The organism is Rhodococcus sp. 105337 (genome assembly GCF_012844225.1).
Taxonomy (GTDB): domain Bacteria; phylum Actinomycetota; class Actinomycetes; order Mycobacteriales; family Mycobacteriaceae; genus Rhodococcus.
This window is the reverse complement of sequence record NZ_JABAGQ010000019.1, coordinates 1-23,339: the sequence shown is the minus strand read 5'-3', so window position 1 is coordinate 23,339 and position 23,339 is coordinate 1. Positions and strand designations below refer to the sequence as shown.

3 protein-coding genes are annotated in these 23,339 nt (G+C 65.3%); all 3 read left to right on the top strand.

Going from position 1 to position 23,339, the window contains the following annotated elements; all coding sequences use genetic code 11:
- Complete coding sequence (locus HF886_RS20610; RefSeq protein WP_346765427.1) at nt 1-9,417, top strand: amino acid adenylation domain-containing protein; 9,417 nt, start codon at nt 1-3, stop codon at nt 9,415-9,417.
- 392 nt (nt 9,418-9,809) lie between these two features.
- Nucleotides 9,810-16,982, top strand: a complete 7,173-nt coding sequence (locus HF886_RS20605; RefSeq protein ID WP_346765426.1) for an amino acid adenylation domain-containing protein — start codon at nt 9,810-9,812, stop codon at nt 16,980-16,982.
- Between the two features lie 421 nt (nt 16,983-17,403).
- On the top strand, nt 17,404-23,339 hold a 5,936-nt coding region (locus HF886_RS20600), incomplete at its 3' end, for an amino acid adenylation domain-containing protein (RefSeq protein ID WP_346765425.1).

Genomic DNA, 23,339 nt, shown 5'->3' with positions numbered 1-23,339 from the left:
ATCGATGGTCGTGTTCGTGCGGGTATCACCGAGGTGGCCCGTCGCAGTGGTGCAACGGAATTCATGGTGGTGCATGCCGCTCTTGCGGTGATGCTGTCGCGGTTGGGTGCGAGTTCCGATGTTGCGATCGGGACGCCCGTCGCGGGGCGTGGTGAGGCTGCGCTCGATGATCTGGTGGGCATGTTCGTCAATACGCTCGTATTGCGGACGTCGGTCGATGCGGGGGTGTCGTTCGGGGAGTTCGTCGATGAGGTCCGCCGGGTGGATCTCGATGCTTTTGCGCATGCGGATGTGCCGTTCGAGCGGTTGGTGGAGGTGCTCGATCCTGCGCGTTCGCAGGCGCGTCATCCGCTGTTCCAGGTGATGCTGACTTTCCAGAATATGGCGGCTGCGGAGCTCGAGCTGCCCGGTCTGAGTGTCTCGGGTGTGGACTTCGATGCGCAGATCGCCAAGTTCGATCTGCAGGTGACCGTCACCGATCTGGCCGGTGCGGATGAGCAGTCCCAGGGCTTCGGTATCGAGTTCACGTATGCGACCGAGCTCTTCGATGCTTCGACGGTGGAGGGCTTCGCGGAGCGGTTCGTGCGGATCCTCGAGGCGGTGGTGGCTGATCCGTCGTGTCGGGTGGGGGATATCGATCTGCTGGGCGCCGATGAGCGGGTGAGGGTGCTCGAGCGGTGGAACGATACGGCGCGTCCGGTGCCGGAGTCGACGTTGCTGGATCGGTTCGATGCGCAGGTCGCTGCGTCGCCGGATGCGGTGGCGGTGGTGTTCGAGGGCGAGTCGTTGACGTATGCGCAGTTCGATGCGCGGGTCAATCGGCTTGCGCGGTATCTGATCTCGCGGGGTGTGGGTCCGGAGGCGACGGTGGGGTTGGCGGTGCGCCGGTCGTTGGATCTGCTGGTGGGGATGTATGCGATCGTGCGGGCGGGCGGCGGGTATGTGCCGATCGATCCCGACCATCCGGCCGATCGCATCCGGCATGTGCTCGATATTGCTGACCCGGTGTGTCTGGTGACGACGGCCCGCGATGGGTTCGAGGTGCCGTCCGGGGTAGATGTCGAGACGATGGAGATCGATCGGCTGGATCTGGCGGGAGTCTCTGCCGAGCGGATCGGTGACGAGGAGCGACGGGACGCGCTCCGCCCGGACAACACGGCCTACGCCATCTTCACGTCCGGTTCGACGGGCAAGCCCAAGGGCGTGGCCGTGACGCACCGCGCGATCGTCAACCAGATCGACTGGATGCTGCACGAGTTCGCGATGACGTCGGAGGATGTGTATTTCCAGAAGACCGCCACGACGTTCGACGTGTCGTTGTGGGGGTTCTTCATGCCGCTGAGTGTGGGTGCGAAGTTGGTACTCGCGACTCCGGACGGACACCGCGATCCGATATATCTGTCGGAGGTCATTGCGCGGGAGAAGGTGACGATCACCGATTTCGTGCCGTCGATGCTGACCGTGTTCGCGGCGCACGCTGCTGCAGAATCGTGCAGCACGTTGCGGGAGATCTTCGTCATCGGTGAAGCGCTGCCGCCGGAGACGGTCGACGGGGTGCGCCGTATCAGTGCGGCGGGGATCGACAATTTGTACGGGCCGACGGAAGCTGCGGTGTCGGCTACGTTCTGGCAGGCGCCGTCGGAGGGATCGGTCGATGTTGTGCCGATCGGTGAGCCGGAATGGAACGTGCAGGTGTACGTGCTGGACGGCCGCCTGCGTCCGGTGCCGGCCGGGGTGCCGGGTGAGTTGTACCTCGCCGGCGTGCAGTTGGCGCGCGGGTATGTGCGCCGGCCGGATCTGACGTCGGATCGGTTCGTGGCGAACCCGTTCGGGCCGGCCGGGGACCGGATGTATCGCACCGGTGATCTGGTTCGGTGGAGTAGCGACGGTGAACTGGAGTACATCGGGCGCACTGATTTCCAGGTGAAGTTCCGGGGCCAGCGCATCGAGTTGGGTGAGATCGAGAGTGCGTTGCTGGCGCACGGCTCGGTCAGTCAGGCTGCGGTCGTGGTCTCGTCGTCGGGCGCCGGGGATCAACTCGCGGGGTATGTGGTTCCGGTTCCCGGGGCCACCGTAGATCGTGGTGAGTTGATCGAGTTCGTGTCCGGGTTGTTGCCGTCGTACATGGTCCCGGGCGCTGTGGTGGTTCTCGATGAGTTCCCGCTCAATACGTCGGGCAAGCTGGATCGGAAGGCGTTGCCGGCGCCGGAGTTCGAAGCCCGCGAATTCCGGGCGCCACGGACCCCGGTGGAAGAGATTGTGGCGTCGACGTTCGCCGGCGTGCTGGGTGTCGAGCGGGTCGGGCTCGACGACGATTTCTTTGCAATGGGTGGCAACTCGCTGAACGCCACGCAAGTGGTCGCACGGCTGGGCTCGGCGCTCGACACTCGGGTGCCGGTGCGAGCCCTGTTCGACGCACCGACCGTCGAGGCGTTGGCCGCACACGTCGGGCAACATGCCGGCTCGGGGGGAACGGTGCCTCTCGTTGCTGGGCCGCGTCCGGACCGGGTTCCGTTGTCGCTGGCGCAGCAGCGGATGTGGTTCCTCAACCGGTTCGATCCCGACTCCGTGGCATACAACCTGCCGATCGCGTTGAGACTCAGCGGACGACTGGATCTCGCTGCACTGCAGGCAGCCATCCGCGATGTGCTCGAACGACACGAAATGCTGCGCACCTCCTACCCGCAGTCGGACGACGGTGCCGTTCAGATCGTGTTGCCGGTCTCATCGGTAGCGCCCGATCTGGAGCCCGTCCGGACGGACTGGGATCAGTTGCCCGGCCTCGTTCGTGAGTTGGCGAATACGAGTTTCGACGTCACCGCCGAGGTTCCGATCCGAATTCGCCTGTACGCGGTGGGGGACGACGAGATCATCGTCGCCTTCGTCGTCCATCACATCTCTGCCGACGGTTCTTCGATGGGACCACTGACCCGTGACCTGGTTGCGGCCTATGTGGCGCGTTCCGGCGGATACGAGCCCGGCTGGGAACCGCTTCCGGTGCAATACGCCGACTACTCGTTGTGGCAGCGTGAGGTACTCGGTGACGAGTCGGACCCGGAGTCGTTGGCGGCCAAGCAGATCGCGTTCTGGAAACAGTCCTTGGACGGCCTTCCCGATCAGCTGGACCTTCCGACCGACCGGCCACGGCCGGCGGAACAGTCCTTTGCCGGCGACAGGGTCGAGTTCGACATCGACGCTGATTTGCATCGTAAGCTGGTTGAGCTCGCGCGAGCGCGGAATTCGACGTTGTTCATGGCGGTGCATGCGGCTTTCGCTGTGTTGCTCGCGCGTTTGTCGGGCACCGAGGACATCACGGTCGGCACTCCGATTGCGGGTAGGGGACGTCGCGAGCTCGACGATCTGATCGGCATGTTCGTCAACACTTTGGTTCTGCGTTCCCACGTGGATGTGAGCGGTTCGTTCGATGCTCTGTTGGAGCAGACACGCGAGCGGGATCTCCAGGCGTTCGCGCATGCCGACGTTCCGTTCGAGCGTCTCGTCGAGGTACTCAACCCTGAACGGTCCACCGCGCGGCATCCGCTGTTCCAGGTGGGGTTGTCGTTCCAGAACTTGGCAGCGACGAGCCTGGAGCTGCCGGGTCTGACGGTGTCGGGGTTGGATGCGCAAGTGCAGACCTCGCAGTTCGACCTGCATTTGGTCGCCGCGGACCGTTACCACGAGGACGGGTCTCCGGCGGGGATCGGTAGCGTGTTGACGTTCGCGACGGATCTGTTCGACAGGTCGACGGTGGCGGGGATCGCGGAGCGGTTCGTGCGAGTGCTCGAGCAGATCGTCGCCGAGCCGGAGCTTCCGGTGGGAGACCTCGATATTCTCGGGGTCGAGGAGCGGAATCTGGTTTTGGAGGAGTGGAACCGCACGAGCCGCCCGTTCGGGGCGCCGGTGACGTTGGTGGACTTGTTCGACACTCAGGTCCGGCGTGATCCTGCGGCGACCGCGATTGTGTTCGAGGGCTTGTCGCTGTCGTATCAGGAGTTCGATGCTCGGGTGAACCGGCTTGCCCGTCATTTGATTTCGGTGGGGGTTGGGCCGGAATCGACTGTGGCGCTGGCGATGCGGCGGTCGGTCGAGCTGCTGGTGGGTATGTATGCGGTGGCCAAGACCGGTGGTGCGTATGTGCCGCTGGATCCGGATCAGCCGGAGGAGCGCACGCATTACATTGTGTCGGTGGCGGCTCCTGCGGTGGTCTTGACCACCGCGCGTGACGAGTTCGATGTTCCCGAGGGCGTGGGTTCGGGGATCGTCGTCGTTCGGCTCGATACCGCTAGCCTCGATGGGTACTCGGGTTTGCCGGTGAGGGACGTCGATCGGCTTGCGCCGTTGCGGCCGGAGAACACGGCGTATGTCATTTTCACGTCGGGTTCGACCGGTCGGCCCAAGGGTGTGGCGGTGTCCCATGCGGCGATTGTCAACCAAATGCTGTGGATGCGGGACGAATACGATCTCGGGCCCGATGATGCGCTGTTGCTGAAGACCGCTGCGACGTTCGACTTGTCGGTGTGGGAGTTCTGGTCGGCGCTTGTATCCGGTGGCCGTGTCGTTGTTGCGGCGCCGGACGGTCATCGTGATCCGGCGTATCTCAACGGTCTTGTCGCGTCGGAGGGTGTGACGACTCTGCATGTGGTGCCGTCGATGCTGACGGCGTTGATGACGGACTCGGATGGTGTTCTGCCGTCTTCTCTGCGCCGGGTGCTCGCTATCGGTGAGGCGTTGCCTGCGTCCACGGCTCAGCGGTTCCTTGCCGGCAATGATGCGCGGTTGGACAATCTTTACGGTCCGACCGAGGCTGCGGTGTCGGTGACCGATCACACTGTCGAGGTGTCCGATGTGGTGTCTGTGCCGATCGGGTCGCCGCAGTGGAATACCCGGTTGTATGTGCTCGATGCGCGTTTGCAGCCGGTGCCGGTGGGTGTTCCGGGTGAGTTGTATCTTGCGGGTGCGCAGCTTGCTCGTGGGTATTTCGCGCGGCCTGATCTGACGGCGGAGCGGTTTGTGGCGTCGCCGTGGGGTGATGGTGAGAGGTTGTACCGCACGGGTGATTTGGTGGCGTGGACGAGTGACGGTGAGCTCGAGTATTTGGGTCGTACGGATTTCCAGGTGAAGGTTCGTGGTTTCCGGATCGAGCTCGGTGAGATCGAGTCGGCGCTGCGGCGGATGGATGGCATTCGTGATGTGGCGGTGGTTGCTCGTGGCAGCGAGCGTGTGGGTACTCGTGTGGTTGCGTATCTGGTGTCTCGGCCGGGTGTCGATCTCGATACCGGGGAGGTTGCATTCGCGCTGGGTCGGAGTGTGCCGGCTTATATGGTGCCGTCGGCTTTTGTGGTGCTCGACGCATTGCCCCTCAACATCAACGGCAAGCTCGACCGTAAGGCGTTGCCGGATCCGGTGTTCGAGGCGACAGCGTTCCGGGCGCCCGGGTCCAGGATCGAACAGGTCATCGCGGACGTGTTCGCCGAAGTTCTGGATGTCGACAAGATCGGCGCGACCGACGATTTCTTCGCGCTCGGTGGGGACAGCATCGTCTCGATCCAATTGGTGTCACGGGCAAAGGCCCGAGGTGTGCACTTCACGCCGCGAGACGTGTTCGGCCGCCGTTCGGTTGCGGGACTCGCCGAAGTGGCCACGTGGGAAGAGAGCACCGGGCCCGCGTCGCTCGACGAGTTGCCGGGCGGTGGAATCGGCGAGGTTCCGCTCACGCCGGGTATGCGCGAAGTGCTGAGCCGGCCGGGTGGCTTCGACCACGCCGCACAGACCGTCGCCGTGGAGATCCCGTCGGATATCGACCGGAATGCACTCGAGCGCGCGATCGGCGTCGTGGTGGATCACCACGATGCACTGCGTTCGGCCCTCGAAGGTGGCGCCGACGGTGAACCGATGCTGCGCGTGCGCAGCGCAGGCACCGTCGATCCGGCGCAACTGCTCGCCAGGGTCGAGGTTTCGGCCGATACCGACGATGCCCGGATTGCCGAGATCGCACGACCACACCTCGACTCCGCTCTCACGGCCCTCGATCCGTACGCCGGGTCGATGCTGCGTCTCGTCTGGCTCGATTTCGGCCCGGGCGAGCGAAAGGGAATCCTGCTCCTTGTCGCACACCGTCTGGTGGTCGACGACGGTTCGTGGCGCATCATCCTTCACGACCTCGGTCTGGCATGGGAGCAGATCGCCGCGGGACAGGAACCGCGACTTCCCGCCGTCGGCACGTCACTGCGGCGGTGGGCGCACGGCGTTCTCGAGGTCGCACCCGAACACAGATCCGAGTTGTCCTGGTGGGAGCGCGCATTGGACGGACCGGATCCCGAAATGGGGATGAGACCGTTCGATCCGGCCGTCGATACGACGTCGACGGTGCAACGGCTGGAGGTGTCCGTTCCTGCCGCCGACACCGATGCGCTGCTGACCTCGGTGCCGGCGCTGTTCAATGGCGCGGTCACCGACGGCCTGATGACGGCCCTCGGTTTGGCATTGGTGCGCTGGCGCCGCGATCGTGGTGTGGAGTCGTCGTCCGCGCTGGTCCGGCTGGAGGCCGACGGACGTGCGGACACCGCGGTGGCCGGGGCCGACCTGCAACGAACGGTGGGTTGCTTCACCGCTGCGTATCCGGTGCGAGTCGAACTTGCCGGTGTGGATATCGACGAGGCATTCGCGGGTGGGCCGGCCATGGGTGCGGCGATGAAGGCGGTCAAGGAGCAGTTGCGGGCCGTTCCTGCCGGCGGGACCGGCTTCGGCGTGTTGCGGCATCTCGATCCAGAGGCACGGGATCGCCTGGCATCGGTTGAGCGGTCGCCGCAGGTGCGTTTCAGCTACCTGGACCGGCGGTCGCGCCCGGACGCAGGGCAGGGCGCGACCGAGTCCGTCTGGACACCGACAGGTGCCCTCGGCGAACTGGAAGTGCATCTGTCCACCGCGATTCCGGCCGACGTCAGCGTCGATATCGAGGCTGTGTTCTCGGACGGCTCCGATGGCACGCGCCTCGATACGACGATCGCGTTCCCAGCCGGGTTGTTCGACCGTGACGATATCGACGAACTGTCGCAGCATTGGCTGCAAGCGCTCGATGCGCTTGCACGGCACGGGTCTTCGCCCGGTGCCGGTGGGCTGACACCGTCGGATCTCCCTCTCGTCGACCTCGACCAGAGCGACATCGAGATCTGGGAGCAGCGATACCCGTCGCTCACTGACGTGTGGTCGCTGTCGCCGTTGCAATCAGGTTTGCTCTTCCACGCTTCGATGACGGCCGACGAACGCACCGATGTCTATACGATGCAGGCGGTCCTCGATCTCGGCGGCGACGTCGACCCCGATCGTCTGCGACGCGCGGGACAAGCTCTGCTCGACAGACACAGGAATCTGCGGGCCGTGTTCGTCACCGACGAGGCAGGCCGATCGTTGCAACTCGTTCTCGACGAGGTCGAGTTGCCTTGGCAGGTCATCGAAGCGAGCGATCTCTCCGGCCGTGCCGGTGAGAGCGGGGTGCCGGCGCTGCTGGCCGAGGAACAGGCTCGGCGTTTCGACATGGAGCGTGCGCCTCTCATTCGGTTCCTCCTCGTGAAGTCGCACGAGGACCGTTATCACCTGGCCGTCACCGCCCACCACATCCTTTTGGACGGCTGGTCGATGCCGTTGCTCATGCAGGACCTCATGGCTCTGTACGTGCTGCGCGGCGACCGTGCGGCCCTGCCACCCACGCGTTCCTACGCGGACTTCCTCGCGTGGCTCGAGGAGCAGGACCATGCCGCGTCGCTGGAGAGGTGGGCCGAGGCGATGGGTGGCATCTCGGAACCGACGATTGTCGCTCCGGTCCAGCGGGACGCGGACAACGACACGATGTCGAAGATGTCGGTCCTCGTCGACACCGACCGAACAGCGCGGCTGACCGCGCTCGCCACCGAAAGCGGCGTCACGGTCAACACACTCGTCCAGGCTGCGTGGGGCGTTCTACTGGGCAGGATCACAGGGCGCGCCGACGTCGTGTTCGGTGCGACCGTCTCGGGTCGCCCCGCAGACCTGCCGGGCGTGGAGACGATGGTGGGCCTGTTCATCAACACACTGCCCGTGCGGGTCCGGATCCACCCGGACGAACCCGTAGTGCAGATGCTGCGCCGCGTGCAATCGGAACAAGCCGACCTGCTGGATCACCACTACGTCGGGCTGTCGGAGATCGAACAGCGGATCGGGACTCCGATCGGGTTCGATTCGTTGCTGGTGTTCGAGTCGTATCCGATCGACAGGGAGGCGTTGACCGACGCGGCCGGATCCCTCGACGGTATGACGATCACCGACGTGGTCCTCGACGATGCCACGCACTACCCGATCACCCTGATGGCCGTTGCGGATCGACAACTCGAGCTGACGTTCAAGTACCTGGAGAGGTTCTTCGACGAGGCAGGGATCGGACGGATCTCGGAACAACTCGTGCGTGTGCTGGATTCGTTCGTGTCCGAGCCGGAAGGAGTTGTCGGCGACATCGACCTGGTCGATGCGGACGACCGCGCACGTCTTGTCGCCGAGTCCGGACCGTCCGCAGGCGCCGTCGACACCGGAGCGCGGACACTCGCCACGGTCCTGGCGGAGGTGGTCGAAGAGGATCCGTCTGCTCCCGCTCTGGCGGTGCCGGCAGATCCGTCGGTCGGAGGCGAGGGCACCGAGATCCCGTATCGGGAGCTCGACGCGCGCTCGTCGCGTCTCGCCAGGTTCCTCATCGCCCGCGGAGTCGGCACCGGCGACGTGGTCGCGGTCGCGATGCCTCGATCGGTGCAGTCGGTGGTCGCTGCATGGGCGGTCGTCAAGACCGGCGCTGCCCTCGCCATGATCGACCCCGGCGGAGAGATGTCGCGCCAGTCGGAGGGAACCGTGGTGACCCTCACTGTTACCGGCGTTTCCTCGCCCGATGGTGAACGGATCGTCGTCGACGATCCGGATGTGCGCGACGAACTGGCCGCTCTGCCGTCGGATCCCGTGACGTACAGCGACAGAATACGGCCGGTCGGTGCGAACGACCCCGCAGTCGTCACAGCATCGAAGACGTTCACCAACGAGGAACTGATCGACCGTATCGGGTCGCTGCGTGAGAAGTACGGGCTGACGTACGAGTCCAGAAGCGCCGTTGTGGGCAGTGTCGACATCGAGGTCGTGGCACTCGAACCCCTGGTCGTGACCGCGACAGGTGCTGTGGTCGTAGTCGTACCCGCGGACGCCACATCGGGTCCTGGCCTCGACGGGGTGCTGTACGGCCAGTGGGTGACGCACGTCCATCTGCCGGGCGCGTCGCTGGGCACGTTGGAACCGGGGACACTCGAGGATCTCGCAGCCGTCGTCGTGCTCGACGACGTATCCGGGGTACCACTGGAGGAGTGGGGTGCCGCGCACCGCGTGTACCAGCTTCCCGACCTGGGCTGATTCCGGTGGGGCCGATTCGTCCTCGGCCCCACCGGTCGCCCGGATCCGGCACTGCCGGAGGCACTGCGGGTAACGTCGGGGCTTGCTCCGGGGATGGACCGGGAAGATTACTTTCGACTAGCGTCGCCCGTTTCGGGGCGGCGAAGTGCTTGTTCGATTACGGGCGCGACCACTGAATTATCTGAAGCGAAGGGTGTGGGCTTTCCATGTCACGACACGACGGCAGTTCGAACGAGGCCACTCCGGTGAACGCATCTCGATCGGCACGTCCGGAGTCCCGCGACGCGGCAAGCGCCCGTACCGGTGCACATAGCCAGCGACCCGAACGGGCACCACGTGCCGAACGTGCTCCGCGACCGGCGCGAGGAAACCGCGCGCACGGTCGGCGCGGTGTGCTGTTGCCGCAGTTGCTGGTGTCGGCGGTGGAGTCGCGTGGTGACGCGGTGGCGGTGGTCGCAGCCGAGGGATCGTTGTCGTATCGCGAGCTGGACGAGGTGTCGTCGCGGTGGGCGCGGTGGCTGATCGGTCGGGGTGTCGGACCGGGCGACGCGGTGGTGGTTGCGGTGCCGCGTTCGCTGCTGTCGGTCGTGGTGTTGTGGGCGGTGGCGAAGTCGGGGGCGACTTTCGTGCCCGTGGATCCGGGTTATCCGGCTGAGCGCGTGCAGTTCATGGTGTCCGACTCCGGCGCGGTGCTGTGTCTGTCGGTGGGGTCGTCGGTGCCGACGGTGTCGTCGGTGGCGGGGTCGGTGCCTGTGGTTGCCGTCGACGATGTGTCGGTGGTCGCGCAGGTGGAGGCGTTGTCCTCGCGGCCGGTGTCGTATGCGGATCGGGTGCGCTCGCTGGAGGCGTCGGATGCGGCGTGGATGATCTACACGTCGGGTTCGACGGGACGGCCGAAGGGCGTGGTGGTATCGCATTCGGGTGTCGGTGGCGTGATTTCGGCTGAACGTGAGCATTTCGGGGTGGAGTCGTCGTCTCGGGTGTTGCATGTGTGTTCGCCGAGTTTCGATGTGTCGTTGCTCGAGCTGGGTGTGGCTTTCTCGGCGGGTGCGACGGTGGTGGTGGCGCCGGCAGGTGTCGGTGGTGGCGCCGAGCTGGCGGATGTGATTGTGACGCAAGCGGTGTCGCATGTGTTGATGACGCCGGGCGCTTTGGGGTCGATGGATCCGGCCGGTATGGATTCGTTGCGTGTGGTGGTGGTTGCGGGTGAGTCGTTCGCGCCGGAGTTGGTGCGGCGGTGGGCGGTCGAGGGCCGCCGGTTCTTCAATGCGTACGGACCTACGGAGACGACGATCCTGGCGAGCTCGGGGGAGTTGGTGCCGGGTGCGCCGGTGACGATCGGGTCGGCGATCGCGGGGGTGGGCTGTTTCGTGCTCGATGAGCGTCTGCGGCCGGTTCCCGAGGGCGTGGTGGGGGAGTTGTACGTGGCGGGGGCCCAGGTGGCGCGGGGCTACCACGGTCGGGTCGGGCTGACCGCGGCGCGGTTCGTCGCGGATCCGTTCGGTGCGGGTGGGCGGATGTACCGGACCGGAGATCTGGTACGCCGTGGTGCCGACGGCGTGTTGGAGTATGTGGGGCGCAGCGATTTCCAGGTGAAGATTCGGGGATTCCGGGTCGAGCTGGGGGAGATCGACGCGGTGCTGTCGTCGTTGCCCGGTGTGGGGTTTGCGGTGACGGTGGGGACATCGTTGCCATCGGGTGAGTCGGCGTTGGTGTCGTATGTGGTGCCGGAGCCGGCGACGGTGCTCGAGGGGGATCGGGTGCGTGCGGCTGCGGCCGAGATGTTGCCGGGGTTCATGGTGCCCACGTTGGTAGTGGTGCTCGATTCGGTGCCGTTGACGGCCGTGGGGAAGGTGGATCGAGCAGCGTTGCCGGAGCCGGTGTTCGAAGTGCGGGAGTATCGCGCGCCTCGGACGCCGGTGGAGGAGTTGGTGGCGTCGGAGGTGGCGCAGGTGCTGGGTCTCGAGCGGGTCGGGCTGGATGACTCGTTTGTGGATCTGGGCGGTAATTCCTTGGCGGCGACGCGCTTGGTGGCGAGGCTCTCGGCGCGGGTGGGGCATCGGGTCGCGGTGCCGGTGGTGTTCGAGACGTCGTCCGTGGAGGAGCTGGCGGCGCGGGTGTCGGAGGCCGGTGGCGGGCCGGGTGTGGTGCTGTCGGCGCGGGAGCGTCCGGCGCAGATTCCGTTGTCGTTGGCGCAGCAGCGGATGTGGTTCCTCAACCGGCTGGATCCAGAATCTGCGGTGAACAACATTCCGGTGGCGATCAGGTTGTCGGGATCGTTGGATGTGGATGCGTTGCAGGCGGCGGTGTCGGATGTGGTCGCACGGCACGAGTCGTTGCGGACGGTGTATCCGGAGGTCGATGGGGTCGGCTTCCAGGAGATCCTGTCCCCATTGGAGGCCGTGGTCGAGGTTCGTCCGGAAACTGTTGCGGCCGACGAGGTCCCGGCACGTGTCGCGGAGGTTGTGACTACCGGTTTCGATGTGACGCAGCAGGTTCCGATCCGGGTGCGGTTGTTGCGGGTCGCGCCGGACGAGCACATTCTGGTTGTGGTGGTTCATCATATTTCCGGCGACGGGTTCTCGATGGGGCCGTTGACCCGGGATGTGGTCACGGCGTATGCGGCGCGGGCTGCGGGCGCGGTCCCGGGGTGGTCGGTTTTGGAAGTCCAGTATGCGGATTACACGTTGTGGCAGCGTGAGGTTCTCGGTGACGAGTCGGATCCGGAGTCGCTGCTTGCGCGGCAAACCGAGTTCTGGCGCAGTGCTTTGGCGGATCTGCCGGAGGAGTCGACGTTGCCGGGGGATCGGCCTCGTCCGGTGGTGTCGAGTTACCGGGGCGCCTCGCATGGGTTCGTGATCGATGGTCGTGTTCGTGCGAGCATCACCGATCTTGCCCGACGCAGTGGCGCAACCGAATTCATGGTCGTCCATGCTGCTCTGGCGGTGTTGCTGTCACGGTTGGGTGCGAGTTCCGATGTTGCGATCGGCACCCCGATTGCGGGTCGTGGTGAGGCTGCGCTCGATGATCTGGTGGGTATGTTCGTCAATACGTTGGTGTTGCGGACGTCGGTTGATGGTGGGGTGTCGTTCGGGGAGTTCCTCGATGAGGTCCGCCGGGTGGATCTCGATGCGTTCGCGCATGCGGATGTGCCGTTCGAGCGGTTGGTGGAGGTGCTCGATCCTGCGCGTTCGCAGGCGCGTCATCCGCTGTTCCAGGTGATGCTGACTTTCCAGAATTTGGCGGATGCGGAGCTCGAGCTGCCCGGTCTGAGTGTCTCGGGTGTGGACTTCGATGCGCAGATCGCCAAGTTCGATCTGCAGTTGACGTTGTCGGAGGGGTTTGCGGAGGACGGTTCGCCGGCCGGTTTCCGTGCGGAGTTCACCTATGCCACCGAGCTGTTCGATGCTTCGACGGTGGAGACGTTCGCGGATCGGTTCGTGCGGATCCTCGAGGCGGTGGTGGCCGATCCGGCGCTGCGGGTCGGCGATATCGATTTGCTGGGCGCCGATGAGCGTATTGCGGTGCTCGAGCGGTGGAACGATACGTCGCATCCGGTGCCGGAGTCGACGTTGCTGGACCGGTTCGATGCGCAGGTCCTTTCGAATCCCGACGCGATTGCGGTGGTGTTCGAAGACGAGTCGTTGACGTATGCGCAGTTCGATGCGCGGGTCAATCGGCTTGCGCGGTATCTGATCTCGCGGGGTGTGGGTCCGGAGACGACGGTGGGGCTGGCGGTGCGCCGGTCGTTGGATCTGCTGGTGGGGATGTATGCGATCGTGCGGGCGGGCGGCGCCTATGTGCCGATCGATCCGGATCAGCCTGCCGAGCGGAATGGTTTCATTGTGGAGTCGGTGTCGCCGGTGTTGGTGGTGTCGACGTCGCGGGACGGGTTCGAGCTTCCCGGTTCCGAGTTCGGGTCCGGGTCGGTTCCGGTGGTGTCGATCGACACTCTGGATCTTTCGGGCGTTGCGGCCGGTCCGGTGTCGGATGCGGAGCGGATTGCGCCGGTGCGGCCGTCGAATACGGCGTATGTGATTTTCACGTCGGGGTCGACGGGCCGGCCGAAGGGTGTGGCGGTGTCGCATGGTTCGGTGGTCAATCAGGTGTCGTGGTTGGTAGCCGAGTACGGGCTGTCGCCGGAAGATGTGGTGTTGCAGAAGACGCCGTTTACGTTCGATGTGTCGGTGTGGGAGTTGTTCGGCGGGTTGGCAGCGGGTGCGCGTGTGGTGATCGCGAGCACCGACGGACATCGGGATCCGGCGTATCTTGCTCGCGTGATCCATCGGGAGCGGATCACTGCGACGTCGTTCGTGCCGTCGATGCTTGCGGTGTTCGCTGCTGTCGCCACGCGCGAGGAGTGCGCGTCGTTGCGTGTGGTTCTTGTTGCGGGTGAAGCGTTCCCTGCGGCTTTGGCCGATCAATGCGCTGCCCTCGGGCTACCTCAGCTCCATAACCTCTACGGCCCGACCGAAGCGACAGTGCATGTCACGGCGTCGCCGGTCGACGGAGTCGGCACCGGTGCCGTCCCGATCGGGACACCTGTATGGAACACCGGGACCTACGTGCTGGACCAGCGACTCGTACCGGTACCGGTCGGAGTCGTGGGAGAGCTGTACCTCTCGGGTGCGCAGATCGCGAGGGGATACTTCGGGCGTACAGGAATGACGGCGGAGCGGTTCGTGGCGTCGCCGTTCGCTGCGGGTGAGCGCCTCTACCGCACCGGTGATCTTGTCCGGTGGAACAGTGACGGCGAACTGGAGTACATCGGTCGTACCGACTTCCAGGTGAAGTTGCGGGGTCTGCGGATCGAGCTCGGTGAGATCGAGGCGGCGCTGGCAGCGCACGAATCGATCACCCAGGCTGCGGTCGTGGTGTCGACCGCCGGTCTCGGGGACCAGCTCGTGGGATATGTGGTGCCCGTCGCGGGGGCCACGGTGGATCGTGACGAGTTGGCCGAGTTCGTCTCGGGGCTGTTGCCGGCGTACATGGTGCCGTCGGTGTTTGTGGTGCTCGACGAGTTCCCGTTGGGTTCGTCGGGCAAGCTGGACCGTAAGGCGTTGCCTTCCCCTGTCTTCGGAGATCGCGAATCCCGCGATCCCGCAACCGAATCCGAGATCGCGATCGCGAAGGTATGGGGCGAGGTCCTCGGAATCGATCGAGTCGGTGCGGAGGATTCGTTCTTCGCGCTCGGTGGCAACTCTCTGGTCGCTACCCGGGTGATCGCCCGAGTCAACGAGGCCCTCGGTTCTTCACTGGCGATCCGTGAATTGTTCGAGGAGCCCACCGTCGCCGGCCTCGCAGCGCGTATCGACGCGGGTCCCGTCGCATCCGGGAGGCCGGAACTCGTGGCGAGAACCCGCCCCGAACGGATTCCGCTGTCCCTTCCTCAGCAGCGAATATGGGTGCTGAACCAGCTCGACCCCACGTCCGGCTCCTACAACATCCCGCTCGGCATCCGGTTGCGTGGCGAACTCGATGTCGCGGGCCTGGGTGCGGCGGTGCGTGATGTCGTCGAACGTCACGAGGCACTGCGCACCGTGTACCCGCACGACGAACACGGCCCTCGGCAGCAGATCGTTCCGGCCACCACGGTGGAGGACCTGACGGTGGTGACCGCAGCCTCGGAGCAAGAGGCATTCGAGACCGTGGCGGAGGTCGCCGGGCGCGGATTCGACGTCACCACCGAGGTGCCTGTTCGAGGTCTTCTCGTAACGCTCGGTCCGGACGACCACGTGCTCGTGCTTGTCGTGCACCATATTTCGGCAGACGGTGCGTCGCTGCCTGCGCTGGCCCGCGACCTCATGGGCGCATACATCGCCAGGGCGGCAGGAACGGCCCCGGCCTTGCCTCCGCTCGAGGTGCAGTACGCCGACTTCGCGCTCTGGCAACAGGAGGTACTGGGCGACGCCGACGATCCCGACTCGCCCGCCGGGGTTCAACTGGCCTACTGGCGTGAGAGGCTCGCGGGCATACCGGATCTGCTCGACCTGCCCACCGATCGTCCGCGTCCCGCCCAGGCGAGCGGCCGGGGTGCAACCACGACGATCGAGGTGTCGGCGCAGACCCATGCCCGTCTCGACTCACTCGCCGGGTCGCGCCGGGCATCCCTGTTCATGGTGGTGCACGCCGCTCTCGCCGTCCTCCTCTCCCGGCTGAGCAACTCCCGCGATGTGGTCGTCGGTACCGCGGTGGCGGGCCGTGGCGCCCGAGCACTGGACGACGTGGTCGGCATGTTCGTCAACACGCTCGCGCTGCGCACGGACGTCGATCCGGCCACGGCCTTCGAGTCGCTGCTCGACGCAGTGCGATCCGGTGACCTCGAAGCGTTCACGCACGCGGACATTCCGTTCGAGCGTGTCGTCGACGAATTAGGGATCGCTCGGTCGTCCGCTCGTCATCCCGCGTTCCAGACCGTCCTGTCGTTCCAGAACCTCGAGCAGGCACGGATGGAACTGCCCGGTCTGACGGTCGACACGATCGGCACAGGGGAACTCGCGGCCAAGTTCGACCTGCAGGTCACCGTCGAACCTCACGACACCCCGGAGGGAACGCCGGCAGGCATGTCGGTAGCACTGACCTACGCGACCGATCTGTTCGACGAGGGCACCGTGGATGCGTTCGCCCGTCGTTTCGTGGCTCTCTTGGACAAGGTGGCTGCGGATCCCGCGGCGATCGTCGGAGACATCGAACTCCGCACGGAGGACGAGATCACAGCGGTGACAGGCAGCGCTCCGCGTCAGGACACCACGACGGTGCAGGACGCCGACGTCACCATCGCGCAGGAGTTGCGCGTCGCCGTCGAGTCCGATCCCGATGCGCCGGCAGTGGTGGTGGGCGACGTCGAGTCGACCTACGGCGAGGTCGAACAACGCTCGTCGCAGTGGGCTCGCTACCTGATCGCCCTCGGAGCCGGCCCGGGGGAGACGGTCTGCGTCGATCTGCCTGTAGGCATCGACTTGGTGATCGCTGCGTGGGCAGTGGTCAAGTCGGGTGCGGCACTGGCAGTCGGGTCGTCGGAGGCTGCCCGCTGGGTACTGACGACCACCGACCGCGACGTTCACGGCTCCGGCCGACGACTGGCTATGGACGCACCGGACCTGGTCTCGGAGGTGTCCGGCCTCTCGGCGCGGACGATTGCCTACACCGAGCGGACCGCCGTACCGAGTCTCGGGGATGCGGGGATCCGCTTCCCGGACACCGCGCTCTCCCAGGGAAGGGCGGTCGCGCTCCTCCGCAACGGTATCGTCGGCAAGGAGTTGACCTACGACGCAAGGATTCTCGTTGCCGGTCCGGACGCGAATCGGTGGGTGCTCCATGCCGTACTTGCTGCCGCCCTCGCGGGTGCCGTAGTGGTGATGGCGGACAACGCGTCCGATGTCGCCCATCTCGCGGAGGAAGAGTGGGTGACCCACGCGTTCGTGCCCCGCGATGCGGTGGATGCCCTGGCAACGTGCGCCGACCTCGAGACGGTGTTCGTGACCGACGGTGAAGACGTGAGCGCGCCGTCCGATGCGGCGTGGGTTCTCAGCCCGTCCAGAGATCCCTGGGCCACGGGTCGGTGAGGGACGCCATGGGAGCCGGGGCCGGCGGTCACTCGGGAGGACATGATTTGCACCCTGAACAGGAAGAACGCCAAATTTCCTTGTGTTGCGGGGGCTCTCGCGAGGTCGCCCCAACGGGTGCGACCCACCAGTGGCCGTAACATGACCTCCGGCCCACGATGCTCTATTTGGGCAGCTGACGACTGTCCGGTAACCAACGGGCGGCGACGGCCGAAACGGAGATATGAGGGAAGCGAGACCAGTGGTGAGTGAAGCCTCGCGCAAGGCCGGCATGCAGCAGGGGGACGGCGTCGCACGGGAAAACGTCGGCGAACCCGAGAGTGGACGGCCGCCAGTGTCCGAACGTGGACGGGAGCGTCGACGTCCCGCACGTCGGCGGGGTTCGCGCGCGATACTTCTGCCGCAGTTGCTTGGGACCGCGGTGGAACGTAACCCTTCTGCTCCCGCGGTGATGTTCGAGGATCGCTCATGGACGTACGCGGAAATCGACGCGGAGTCTTCGCGCCTCGCGCGAGCGTTGATCGACCGTGGACTCGGCCCCGAAGACATTGTCGCAGTCTCCCTGGCTCGGTCGTTCGAGTCCGTGCTGGCCATCTGGGCGGTGGCGAAGACCGGTGCGGCCTTCGTTCCGGTAGATCCGAACTACCCTCCCGATCGCGTCGCGTACATGCTCGCGGATTCGGGTGCGGCGATCGGGCTTACGCTCGCGGCGACGGTGTCGTCGCTGCCGGACACCGTGGAGTGGCTCGCGCTCGACGACCCGCAATCGAGGGCCGAAGTGGAAGCGCTGTCGCCCGCTCCGGTGTCCTTCGACGAGCGCGTGAGTGTCCTGCGACCCGAGAACCCGGCGTACGTCATCTACACCTCGGGGTCCACGGGCCGCCCGAAGGGCGTTCCGGTGACGCACAGCGGTCTGTCCGACCTGGTACAAGAGATGGTGGACCGCTTCGGGGCCACTGCATCCTCCCGCACCCTTCACGTCGCCTCGCCCAGCTTCGACGCGTCGGTGCTCGAATGGCTGATGGCGATTTCCGTGAGTGCTGCCATGGTCGTCGCCCCGCCCGATGCGTTCGCCGGCGCCGAACTGACCGAGCTTCTTCGTCGTCACCGGGTGACCCACGCGCTGATTACGCCCGCGGTGTTGGCGTCGCTCGATTCCGAGGGACTCGACGGACTCGAAATGGTGGTGTCGGGCGGCGAGGCGTGCCCGCCGGATGTGGTGGAGCGGTGGGCACCGGGACGGCGGTTCCTCAACGCCTACGGGCCGACCGAAGCGACGATCATGACGCATTGCAGCGGTGCTCTCGAGCCGGGGAGGCCGGTGACCATCGGTACACCGGTGCGAAATCTGGGTGCGTACGTACTCGACAGCCGCCTGAATCCGGTCGCGCCCGGCGTTGCGGGTGAGCTGTATGTGTCGGGTCCCGCTCTTGCTCGTGGTTATCGGGGCAGACCGGGTCTGACAGCCGAACGTTTCGTTGCGGGTCCCGACGGAACGAGGCTCTACCGCACCGGTGATCTCGTCCGTGCGCCGCGTAGTGGCGACGACGAACTGATCTACCTGGGGCGCAACGATTTCCAAATCAAAATCCGCGGCCTTCGGGTCGAACTCGGTGAAATCGATGCCGCGCTTGCGACCTCCGATGGAGTCGATTTCGCGATCACTGTGGGCCGCGAGACGCCGGCGGGTGAGATGCGACTGGTGTCGTATGTGCATTCCGCGGGAGGTGTCGAGATCGATGCCGGAGAGATATCCGCAACGGTGTCGGAAATGCTTCCGGCGCACATGGTTCCGTCGGCGATCGTCGTGTTGGATGATGTGCCGTTGACGCCGTCGGGCAAAATCGATCGTGCGGCGTTGCCTGAGCCGGAGTCGGTTTCGGTGCAGTTTCGTCCACCCGCAACTGCGCTCGAGGTTGCCGTGGCGGAAGAGTTCGGCGCACTCCTCGGTGTCGAGTGCATCGGGCTCGATGACGACTTGTTCGCACTGGGTGGCAATTCACTCGTGGCGACCCGACTCGCCGCGCGCCTCGGTGAACGCCTCGGCACCCGCGTACCCGCGCGCCTGCTGTTCGAGCACTCCACGGTGGGAGAACTCGCGGCCCTGATCGAACCCCTCGCGGTAGGGAACGAGACCCCTCTCGTCGCGCAAACCCGTCCCGAGCTGGTGCCGTTGTCGCTGGCGCAGCAACGGATGTGGTTCCTCAACCGGTTGAATCCGGGGTCGGCGGCGAACAACATCCCGGTGGCGATCAGATTGTCGGGCTCGCTGGATGTCGACGCTTTGCAGGCGGCGGTGTCGGATGTGGTCGCGCGGCACGAGTCGTTGCGGACGGTGTATCCGGAGGTCGACGGGGTCGGTTTCCAGAAGGTGCTCGGTGCCGGCGATGCGGTCGTGGAGGTACGGGTCGAGGACGTGAGTGCCGACGATGCACCGGGGCGGGTCGTTGAGGCTGTGACTACCGGTTTCGATGTGACGCTCCAGGTTCCGGTGCGGGTGCGGTTGTTGCGGGTCGCGCCGCAGGAGCATCTGCTGGTGGTAGTGATTCATCATATTTCCGGTGACGGGTTCTCGATGGGGCCGTTGACCCGGGATGTGGTCACTGCGTATGCGGCGCGGGCCGCGGGCGCGGCCCCAGGGTGGTCGGCGCTCGAGGTGCAGTACGCGGATTACTCGTTGTGGCAGCGTGAGGTACTCGGCGACGAGTCGGACCCGGAGTCGTTGGCAGCCAAGCAGATCGCGTTCTGGAAACAGTCCTTGGACGGCCTTCCCGATCAGCTGGACCTTCCGACCGACCGGCCACGGCCGGCGGAACAGTCCTTTGCCGGCGACGACGTCGAGTTCGACATCGACGCAGATCTGCATCGTAAGCTGGTCGAGCTCGCACGAGCGCGGAACTCGACGTTGTTCATGGCGGTGCATGCGGCTTTCGCTGTGTTGCTCGCGCGTTTGTCGGGCACCGAGGACATCACGGTCGGCACGCCGATTGCGGGTAGGGGACGTCGCGAGCTCGACGATCTGATCGGCATGTTCGTCAACACTTTGGTTCTGCGTTCCCACGTGGATGTGAGCGGTTCGTTCGATGCTCTGTTGGAGCAGACACGCGAGCGGGATCTTCAGGCGTTCGCGCATGCCGATGTTCCGTTCGAGCGTCTCGTCGAGGTTCTCAACCCTGAACGGTCCACCGCGCGGCATCCGCTGTTCCAGGTGGGGTTGTCGTTCCAGAACTTGGCAGCGACGAGCCTGGAGCTGCCGGGTCTGACGGTGTCGGGGTTGGATGCGCAAGTGCAGACCTCGCAGTTCGACCTGCATCTGGTCGCCGCGGATCGTTACCACGAGGATGGGTCTCCGGCGGGGATCGGTAGCGTGTTGACGTTCGCGACGGATCTGTTCGACAGGTCGACGGTTGTGGGGATCGCGGAGCGGTTCGTGCGAGTGCTCGAGCAGATCGTCGCCGAGCCGGGGCTTCCGGTGGGAGATCTCGATATTCTCGGGGTCGAGGAGCGGAACCTGGTGCTGGAGGAGCACAACCGCACGAGCTGCCCGCTCGGGGCGCCGGTGACGTTGGTGGACTTGTTCGATACTCAGGTCCGGCGTGATCCTGCGGCGACGGCGATTGTTTTCGAGGGCGTGTCGCTGTCCTATCAGGAGTTCGATGCTCGGGTGAACCGGCTTGCCCGTCATTTGATTTCGGTGGGGGTTGGGCCGGAATCGACTGTGGCGTTGGCGATGCGGCGGTCGGTGGAGCTGCTGGTGGGTATGTATGCGGTGGCCAAGGCCGGTGGTGCGTACGTGCCGCTGGATCCGGATCAGCCGGCGGAGCGCACGCATTACATTGTGTCGGTGGCGGCTCCTGCGGTGGTGTTGACCACCGCGCGTGACGAGTTCGATGTTCCCGAGGATATGAAGTCCGGGATCGTCGTTCGACTCGATACCGCACACCTCGACGAGTACTCCGCCTCGCCGGTCACGGACCTCGATCGGCTCGCACCGTTGCGGGCGGAGAATACGGCGTATGTGATTTTCACGTCGGGTTCGACGGGGCGGCCGAAGGGTGTGGCGGTGTCCCATGCGGCGATTGTCAACCAAATGCTGTGGATGCGGGACGAATACGATCTCGGGCCCGATGATGCGCTGTTGCTCAAGACTGCTGCGACGTTCGACTTGTCGGTGTGGGAGTTCTGGTCGGCGCTTGTATCCGGTGGTCGTGTCGTTGTTGCGGGGCCGGACGGTCATCGTGATCCGGCGTATCTCAACGATCTTGTCGCGTCGGAGGGTGTGACGACTTTGCATGTGGTGCCGTCGATGCTGTCTGCGTTGATGACGGACAGGGACGGTGTTCTGCCGTCTTCTTTGCGCCGGGTGCTCGCTATCGGTGAGGCGTTGCCTGCGTCCACGGCTCAGCGGTTCCTTGCCGGCAATGAGGCCCGGTTGGACAATCTTTACGGTCCGACCGAGGCTGCGGTGTCGGTGACCGATCACACTGTCGATGTGTCCGATGTGGTGTCTGTGCCGATCGGGTCGCCGCAGTGGAATACCCGGTTGTATGTGCTCGATGCGCGCTTGCAGCCGGTGCCGGTGGGTGTTCCGGGTGAGTTGTATCTTGCGGGTGCGCAGCTTGCTCGTGGGTATTTCGCGCGGCCTGATCTGACGGCGGAGCGGTTTGTGGCGTCGCCGTGGGGTGATGGTGAGAGGTTGTACCGTACGGGTGATCTGGTGGCGTGGACGAGTGACGGTGAGCTCGAGTATTTGGGTCGTACGGATTTCCAGGTGAAGGTTCGTGGTTTCCGGATCGAGCTCGGTGAGATCGAGTCGGCGCTGCGGCGGATGGATGGCATTCGTGATGTGGCTGTGGTTGCTCGTGGCAGTGAGCGTGTGGGTACTCGTGTGGTTGCGTATCTGGTGCCTGGGCCTGATGTGGTCCTCGATACCGGGGAGGTTGCATTCGAACTCGGCCGAAGTGTGCCGGCTTATATGGTGCCGTCGGCTTTTGTGGTGCTCGAGGGGTTGCCTCTCAACGCTAATGGCAAGCTGGATCGTAGGGCGTTGCCGGATCCGGTGTTCGAGGTCACGGAGTTCCGGGCTCCGGCTACCTCTGCCGAGCAGGTCGTGGCGTCGGTGTTTTCCGAGGTGCTCGGTGTCGAGCGGGTCGGGCTCGATGATGATTTCTTCGCTTTGGGTGGTAACTCGCTGATTGCGACCCAGGTGGTCGCGCGCCTGGGTGCGGCACTCGATACTCGGGTGCCGGTGCGGGTGCTGTTCGAGGCGTCCACCGTCGGGGAACTGGCGGTGCGGGTGGAGCAGGTGTCCGGTGGGGGTGCCGGGGTTCCGTTGGTTGCGGGGGTGCGTCCGGCACAGATTCCCCTGTCGTTGGCGCAGCAGCGGATGTGGTTCCTCAACCGGCTGGATCCAGAATCTGCAGTCAACAATATTCCGGTGGCGATCAGGTTGTCGGGCTCGTTGGATGTCGATGCGTTGCAGGCGGCGGTGTCGGATGTGGTCGCGCGACACGAGTCGTTGCGGACGGTGTATCCGGAGATCGACGGGGTCGGATTCCAAGAGGTCCTGCCCGCATCGGACTCGATCGTCGAGGTACGTCCGGAAACTGTCGCGGCCGACGAGGTCCCGGCACGTGTCACGGAGGTTGTGGCTGCCGGTTTCGATGTGACGCAGCAGGTTCCGATCAGGGTGCGGCTGCTGCGAATCACGCCGGAAGAGCATGTGCTGGTGGTCGTGGTCCATCACATCTCCGGCGACGGGTTCTCTATGGCGCCCCTGACCCGGGATGTGGTCGCCGCGTACGTGACACGGGTGGAGGGCAAGGAACCCGCTTGGGCCGAACTCGAGGTGCAGTACGCGGATTACACGTTGTGGCAGCGTGAGGTCCTCGGCGACGAGTCCGATCCGGAGTCGTTGCTCGCGCGGGAAACCGAGTTCTGGCGCACTGCTTTGGCGGACCTGCCGGAGGAGTCGACGTTGCCGTCCGACCGGCCCCGCCCGGCGGTGTCGAGTTACCGGGGTGCCTCGCACGGATTCACGATCGATCGGCGCGTCCGTTCCGATCTAACTGATCTCGCACGCCGCAGTGGTGCAACGGAATTCATGGTCGTGCATGCAGCTCTAGCGGTGCTGCTGTCACGGTTGAGCGCCCAGTCCGATATTGCGATCGGGACGCCCGTCGCGGGTCGTGGTGAGGCTGCGCTCGATGATCTCGTGGGTATGTTCGTCAACACGCTCGTATTGCGGACGTCGGTTGATGGTGGGGTGTCGTTCGGGGACTTCCTCGATGAGGTCCGCCGGGTGGATCTCGATGCGTTCGCGCATGCGGATGTGCCGTTCGAGCGGTTGGTGGAGGT